Below are 7353 nucleotides of genomic sequence, written 5' to 3'. Positions count from 1 at the left end.
GCCATGCGCGCGGCCTGGCGCTGCCAGTCGGTGTAACCGCCCACGTACTCGCCGACCACGCCGTTGCCTTCCATCACCATCGTGGAGGTCACCACGTTGTCGAGGAAGTCGCGGTCATGGCTGACCAGCAGCAGCGTGCCGGTGTAGTCGCCCAGCAGCTCTTCGAGCAGCTCCAGCGTTTCCACATCCAGGTCGTTGGTCGGTTCGTCCATCACCAGCAGGTTGGACGGCTGTGCGAACAGCTTGGCCAGCAGCAGGCGGTTGCGCTCACCACCGGACAGGCGGGTGATCGGTGCACGCGCGCGTTCGGGGGTGAACAGGAAGTCCTGCAGGTAGGCATGCACGTGTTTGCGCTTGCCGTTCACCTCGAGGAAATCGCGGCCTTCGGCGACGTTCTCGATCGCCGTCCAGTCTTCGCGCAGCACCGAACGGTACTGGTCGAAATAGGCGATCTGCAGGTTGGTGCCGGCGCGCACTTCGCCGCTGTCCGGAGCCAGGTCGCCCAGCAGCAGCTTGAGCAGCGTGGTCTTGCCGCTGCCGTTCGGGCCGATCAGGCCGATCCGGTCCCCGCGCAGGATGGTGGTGCTGAAATCCTTGACCATCGTGCGCTCGCCGAAGGCGAACGAAACGTCCTTGACGTCGATGACCTTCTTGCCGGAGTTCTGTGCCTGCGACGCTTCCATGCGGACGTTGCCGCCCAGCTCGCGGCGTTGCGAACGCTCGTTGCGCATCGCTTCCAGGCGACGCACGCGGCCCTCGTCGCGGGTACGCCGGGCCTTGATGCCCTGGCGGATCCACACTTCTTCCTGGGCCAGCATCTTGTCGAAGCGCGCGTTCTCCTGCGCCTGCGCGTTCAGGCGTTCCTCGCGGCGGCGCTCGTAGTTGGCCCAGTCGCCCGGCCAGCTGGTGACCTGGCCGCGATCGATTTCCACGATACGGGTGGCCAGCGCGCGCAGGAAGCGACGGTCATGGGTGACGAACACCACGCTGCCGTTCCAGTTCTTCAGGAACATTTCGAGCCAGTCGATGGCTTCGATGTCGAGGTGGTTGGTCGGCTCGTCGAGCAGCAGCAGGTCCGGCGCGGACACCAGCGCGCGGCCCAGCAGCACCCGGCGCTTCATGCCGCCGGACAGGCGCGCGAACTCCGCATCGCCATCCAGGTCGAGCTTGGTCAGCGTTTCGCTCACACGCTGGTCCAGGCCCCAGCCGTTGGCGGCATCGATCTTGGCCTGCACGGCCGACAAGGCGTCGCCGTCGAACTCCTCGGCCACGCTCAGGTGGTGGAACTCGGCCAGCCAGTGGCCCAGCTCGCCCAGGCCCTCGGCAACCACGTCGAAGACGCTGCCGGCGGCGCCGTGCGGCACCTCCTGCTCCAGCCGGGTGATGCGCACCCCCTGCTGCACGCGCACTTCTCCGTCGTCGGGCTTGTGGTCGCCAGACAACAGCTTGAGCAGGGTGGATTTGCCGGCGCCGTTGCGGCCGATCAGGGCGATGCGTTCGCCCGGCTCGATCGACAGTTCGGCTTTTTCCAGCAACAACGGGCCGCCGACGCTGAAGTCGACGTTTTGCAGAGTAATCAGAGGCATCCGACCATTGTACGGGCTGGCGGTGCGCGGCGTCGCTCAGGCCGTGTCGAAAACCGCCGGCGGCAGCGCCAGCAATTCAGCCAGCGGCGGCGGAACCCGCTTGCCCGGGTGGCGCACCACCCACAACTGGCGCGACAACGGCGGCAGCGGCGTGTCCAGGATCCGCAGGCTGCCCAGCGCCAGCAGGTCGGCCACGGCCAGCCGCGACAGGCAGGCGATGCCCAGCCCTGCGGCGGCGGCCTGCTTGATGGCCTCGGTGCTGCCCAGCTGCATCGACCGCGCGAAGTGATGCAGGTGCGGCAGCAGGCCCTGCTCCACCGCCTCGCGGGTGCCGGAGCCGGGTTCGCGCAGCAACCAGCGCGCGCCCGCCAGGGTCGGCAGGTCCACGTGCGCCGGCAGCTCGGCGCTGGCGGCCGCAACGATCACCAGCGCGTCGCGCTGCCACGGCAGCACCTGCAAACCGCTTTCATGGCACGGCCCCTCGATCAGCCCCAAGTCCACGTCCAGCCGCTGCACGGCGGCAACCACCTCGGCGCTGTTGCCGATCCGCAGGTCCACCTCGGCCTGCGGGTTGGCCGCCAGCAGGGTCGCGATGCGGCCGGGCAGCAGGTAGTTGCCGATGGTGGTGCTGGCCCCGATCCGCAGCCGCAGCGGCAGCCGGCTCGGGTCCAGCGCCCGGCCGACGCCCGCCTGCGTCTCCAGTTCCGCGGCGGCATCCAGCAGCGCCCGGGCCGGGGCCAACAAGGCGCGGCCGTGCGCGTTGAGCACCAGGCGGCGGCCGATACGGTCGAACAGCGGCGCGGCCACCTGGCCCTCCAGTTCATTGAGGGCCGCGCTGGTGGCCGACTGCGACAGGCCCAACCGCTGCCCGGCAGCGGCGGTGGTCCCGGCGTCGGCAATGGTGACGACCACCTGCCATTGGCGGAGTGTCAGATGCATGGGGACAATTTACCTGTAAATCAGGTTGAAATTACACAAACAATGCGTTTTACAGGTTTATGCCCTGGGCGCACCCTGTTGCGCATCTTCCATCGGAGTGTGCCGTGAACGCCTCACCCCTTTCCCTGCCCACGTCGACGGTCATCCAGCGCTGGCGTGGGCGCCTCCCCGGCCTACTGCTGACCGCCGGGGTGGCCGCCGCGGCGATGGGCCTCGCCACGTTGCCGTGGCTGCAGGGACACGGCATCAGCGCGCTGACCCTGGCCATCGTGTTCGGCATCGCGCTGGGCAACACGCTGTACCCGCGGCTGGCGGCCCACGCCGCACCGGGGGTGGGCTACGCCAAACAGTGGCTGCTGCGTGCCGGCATCGTGCTGTACGGCCTGCGCCTGACCTTCCAGGACATCGGGCAGGTGGGCGTGGCCGGCGTGCTGATCGATGCGCTGGTGCTGTCCAGCACCTTCGCCCTGGCCTGGTGGGCCGGCACCCGCTGGTTCGGCATGGACCGCGACAGCGCGCTGCTGATCGGCGCCGGCAGCGCGATCTGTGGCGCTGCCGCGGTGATGGCCGCCGAGCCCGTGGTGCGCGGCCGCGCCGAGCAGGTCACCGTGGCGGTGTCCACGGTGGTGGTGTTCGGCACGCTGGGCATGTTCCTGTACCCGGCGCTGTACCAGCTCAACCTGGCGCACGCCTGGTTGCCGATGAGCGAGCAGCTGTATGGCGTGTTCACCGGCTCCACGGTGCATGAAGTGGCCCAGGTGGTGGCCGCCGGGCGCGCGGTGAGTGAGGGTGCCGCCGATACCGCGGTGATCGCCAAGATGGTGCGGGTGATGATGCTCGCCCCGTTCCTGGTCGCGCTGTCGCTGCTGCTCGCCCGCGGCCGCAGCGCCCTGCCGGGTGTGCCACGGGCGAAGATCGTGGTGCCGTGGTTCGCGTTCGGGTTCGTCGCGGTGGCCGCCATCAACTCGCTGCAGCTGCTGCCGCCCGCGCTGGTCGGCGCGGCCATCGACCTGGACACCGTGTTGCTGGCCATGGCGATGGCCGCGCTGGGCCTGACCACCCATGTATCGGCGCTGCGACAGGCGGGCATGAAGCCGCTGCTGCTGGCCGGGCTGCTGTTCGGCTGGCTGCTCGCGGGCGGGTTGATGATCAACCTGGGCGTGCACCGGCTGTTCGGCTAAGCGGGTAGAATGTGGCATGAACGAATTCTCCGAACTGCCCCTGTCGGCCTCGCTGGCGGCGGGCATCGACGCGCTGGGCTATACCCAGATGACTCCCGTGCAGGCACAGGCGCTGCCGGCCATCCTGGCGCGCCGCGACCTGATCGCGCAGGCCCCCACCGGCAGCGGCAAGACCGCCGCCTTCGGCCTGGGCCTGCTGCAGGCGCTGGACCCGGCGGTCATCCGCGCCCAGGCGCTGGTGCTGTGCCCGACCCGCGAGCTTGCCGACCAGGTCGGCAAGCAGATCCGCAAGCTGGCCACCGGCATCCCCAACCTGAAACTGGTGGTGCTGACCGGCGGCATGCCGCTCGGCCCGCAGCTGGCCTCGCTCGAAGCGCACGACCCGCACGTGGTGGTGGGCACGCCGGGGCGTATCCAGGAACTGGGCCGCAAGCGCGCCCTGAAGCTGGGCGGCGTGACCACGCTGGTGCTCGATGAAGCCGACCGCATGCTCGACATGGGGTTTGAAGAGCCGATCCGCGAGATTGCCGGGCGCACCAGCAAGGACCGCCAGACGCTGCTGTTCTCGGCCACCTACCCCGATGAGATCCGCGAGATCGCGCGCGTGCTGCTGCGCGACCCGGTCGAAGTGACCGTGGAAGGCGCCGACCACGCCCCGGCGATCCGGCACCTGTTCTGCGAGGTCGACCTGGCCAGCAAGCAGAAGGCGCTGGCCGGGCTGCTGCTCAAGTACAACCCCGAATCGACGGTGGTGTTCTGCAACACCCGCCGCGATGTCGATGATGTCGCCGTTTCGCTGCAGCAGTTCGGCTTCTCCGCGCTGCCCCTGCATGGCGAGATGGAACAGCGCGACCGCGACGAAGTGCTGGTGCGCTTCGCCAACCGCAGCTGCAACGTGCTGGTGGCCAGCGACGTGGCCGCGCGCGGCCTGGACGTGCAGGACCTGGCGGCCGTGATCAACTACGAGCTGCCGACCGATATCGAAACCTACGAGCACCGCGTGGGCCGTACCGGCCGTGCGGGCGCCACCGGGTTGGCGATCAGCCTGGTCACCGGGCGTGAGCGCAGCCGCGCCGACGCGCTGGAAGCGGCGCAGGGCAAGCCACTGGACTGGCAGAAGACCCCGCTGGCCACCGCGCGCCCGGCCGTGCTGCCGCAGGCGGCCATGGAAACGCTGCGCATCGATGGCGGCAAGACCGACAAGCTGCGCCCCGGCGATATCCTCGGCGCGCTGACCGGCGATGCCGGCCTGTCGGCCAAGGTGATCGGCAAGATCGACATCTACGCCACGCGTTCCTACGTGGCCATCGCCCGCGAACATGTGGGCAAGGCCATCGCACGCCTGGAAGCCGGCAAGATCAAGGGCCGGCGTTTCCGCGTACGGCAGATGTAACCACAGGTGCCTCGTTGCACGAGGCATCGGTTACGCCATGAACCGCAACGCTCTTCGGCGTTGATCAATACACCAGGTTGGCCAGCAGCGGTACGTCGCTGGCCCAGCGCTCGCGGCCGCCCAGGCCGGCCAGCTCCACCAGCACCGCGGCACCCACCACCTCGACCTGCAGCTGCCGCGCCAGTGACAGCGCGGCCAGCAGCGTGCCGCCGGTCGCCAGCACATCGTCCACCACCAGCACGCGCGCGGCGGGCGGCAAGGCGTCGGCATGCACCTCGATGCTGTCGGTGCGGTATTCCAGTGTGTAGTCCTGGCGCAGCACCCGGCCCGGCAGCTTGCCGGGCTTGCGGACCGGCACGAAGCCCACGCCCAGCACCCGCGCCATCGCCGCGCCCAGGATGAAGCCGCGCGATTCGATGCCCATCACCGCGTGCAGCCGCGCATCGCGCCACGGCGCGACCATCGCATCGATCGCCGCGGCGAAATCATCGCCGTCGGCCAGCAGCGGCATGATGTCCTTGAACAGGATGCCCGGCTTGGGAAAGTCGGCGACGTCGCGCAGGCGGCCTGCCCAGGCGGGCGTGGCGGAGGAATCGGTCATGTCGGGATGCAACAAATGGGTGGCATAGGGTAACCCGGGCGCGGATCACCCGCCTCCGGACGACTCAGGAACTGCAGGACAGCATCGAGCAGCCGGCCTTGTCGCGCGCCCATTCCGGCCGCTTCCCGGCATAGTGCTCACGACCGGGCTGCGGGTCGTACGGCCGGCGCAGGACCTCCTGCAACGTCCGCACGCCACTCAGGTCGCCCTGTTCGGCCAGTTCGATCGCCTCCTGGGCCAGCCAGTTCCGCAGCACGTAGAGCGGGTTGGCCGCGGCCATCCGTTGCCGGCGTTCGGCCGCATCCAGCGCATCGTTGCGCAACCGGGCCGCGTACTGCGGCAGCCATGCCTGCAACGCCGGCAACACCGCATCGCGCCGCACCGCGCTGTAGAACGCCTCCTCCAGCACCGATGCATCGGGTGACTGCGGATCGAGCTGCATCAGCCCGCGGAACGCCAGCGTCATGTCCATCTCGCCGTCCTGCAGGATCTGCAGCCACGCCGCCATCAACGCCACGTCCTCGTCCTGGCAGTGCGCCAGACCGAGCTTGGCGGCGATGTCATCGCGCTCGCACTGCGCGTGTACCGCCTGGAAACGGGCCAGGCCGGCGTGCAGCGGCGCCACGTCGTCGAACAGCGGCGACAACGCCTGCGCCAACCGGGTGAGGTTCCAATACGCCACCTGCGGCTGGGTACCGAAACGGTAGCGGCGGCCCTGCGCGTCGGTGGTGTTGGGGGTCCAATCCGGATCGTAGTCGTCCACCCAGCCGTACGGGCCGTAATCGATGGTCAGGCCGAGAATGGACAGGTTGTCGGTGTTCATCACGCCATGCACGAAGCCCACGCGCATCCAGTGCGCGACCAGCGCGGCGGTGCGTTCGCAGACCTCTGCAAACCACGCCGAATAGCGTTCTGCCCCCGCGCCGGCAAGCGCCGGAAAATCGCGCGCGATGCAGAAATCGACCAGTTGCCGCAGCAGGTCGACCTCGCCGCGCGACGCGGGCAGCTCGAAACTGCCGAAGCGCAGGAACGATGGCGCCACCCGGCACACCACCGCGCCGGGTTCGGCCTGCGGGTTGCCGTCATAGAAAATGTCGCGCACCACCGCCTCGCCGGTCGCGACCAGGCTGAGCGCGCGCGTGGTTGGCACGCCCAGGTGGTGCATGGCTTCGCTGCACAGGAACTCGCGGATCGACGAACGCAGTACCGCGCGGCCATCGGCACCGCGCGAATACGGCGTGCGCCCTGCCCCCTTCAGCTGGAGCTCCCAGCGCAGGCCATCCGGGGCCAGCAGCTCGCCCAGTGAAATCGCCCGTCCATCGCCGAGCTGTCCGGCCCAGTGGCCGAACTGGTGACCGCCGTAGTTGGCGGCCCACGGTTGCATGCCGGCATACAGGGCATTGCCGCCAAACACGCGCGGGAAGTCGGCGCTGTCCAACAGGTCCTGCCCCAGGCCCAGCTGCGCCGCCAGTTCCGGCGAGTACGCCAGCAGCCGCGGGTCGGCCACCGGCGTGGGCATGACCGACGACCACGCGGCGCCGCGGACCTCGCGCACGCGCTGCCCGGCCTCTTCATCGCCGGGCAGCTCATGCAGGAATCGGTTGTCGAAACGCAGCGGTTCTGTGCTCATGGCATTGAAATGGGGGCAGCGGC

At 69.3% G+C, this 7353-nt stretch carries 6 protein-coding genes; 2 read left to right on the top strand and 4 right to left on the bottom strand.

Annotation, left to right across the window (positions count from 1 at the left end):
* Together ACOZHM_RS20180 and ACOZHM_RS20175 are read right to left on the bottom strand one after the other, a co-directional pair.
* Positions 1-1586: ATP-binding cassette domain-containing protein (locus ACOZHM_RS20180; RefSeq protein ID WP_421571138.1), on the bottom strand; the 1586-nt coding region annotated here is incomplete at its 3' end.
* A gap of 36 nt (positions 1587-1622) precedes the next feature.
* Positions 1623-2525: a LysR family transcriptional regulator gene (locus tag ACOZHM_RS20175; RefSeq protein ID WP_421571136.1), complete on the bottom strand. Its 903-nt coding sequence runs from the start codon at positions 2523-2525 to the stop codon at positions 1623-1625.
* Between the two features lie 104 nt (positions 2526-2629).
* Here ACOZHM_RS20175 and ACOZHM_RS20170 point away from each other — a divergent pair, with 104 nt between their 5' ends.
* Both ACOZHM_RS20170 and dbpA read left to right on the top strand, forming a co-directional pair.
* A complete protein-coding gene (locus ACOZHM_RS20170) occupies positions 2630-3706 on the top strand; it encodes a YeiH family protein (protein WP_421571134.1) in 1077 nt (358 codons plus the stop codon).
* A 16-nt stretch (positions 3707-3722) separates the two neighbouring features.
* Positions 3723-5099 carry an ATP-dependent RNA helicase DbpA gene (gene dbpA, locus ACOZHM_RS20165; protein WP_421571132.1) on the top strand — a complete coding sequence of 459 codons (1377 nt, stop codon included), beginning with the start codon at positions 3723-3725 and terminating at the stop codon, positions 5097-5099.
* Between the two features lie 64 nt (positions 5100-5163).
* Here dbpA and ACOZHM_RS20160 read toward each other — a convergent pair whose 3' ends face one another.
* A complete protein-coding gene (locus tag ACOZHM_RS20160) occupies positions 5164-5700 on the bottom strand; it encodes an adenine phosphoribosyltransferase (RefSeq protein WP_421571130.1) in 537 nt (178 codons plus the stop codon).
* Positions 5701-5764: 64 nt separating this feature from the next.
* On the bottom strand, positions 5765-7330 hold the full coding sequence (locus tag ACOZHM_RS20155) for a protein adenylyltransferase SelO (protein WP_421571128.1): 1566 nt from the start codon (positions 7328-7330) through the stop codon (positions 5765-5767).
* Positions 7331-7353 lie beyond the last annotated feature (23 nt).

The sequence above is a fragment of the Stenotrophomonas sp. PD6 genome (assembly GCF_049199305.1).
GTDB lineage: Bacteria > Pseudomonadota > Gammaproteobacteria > Xanthomonadales > Xanthomonadaceae > Stenotrophomonas.
The sequence above is the reverse complement of the archived record's forward strand: the minus strand, read 5'-3'. Positions and strand labels throughout refer to the sequence as shown.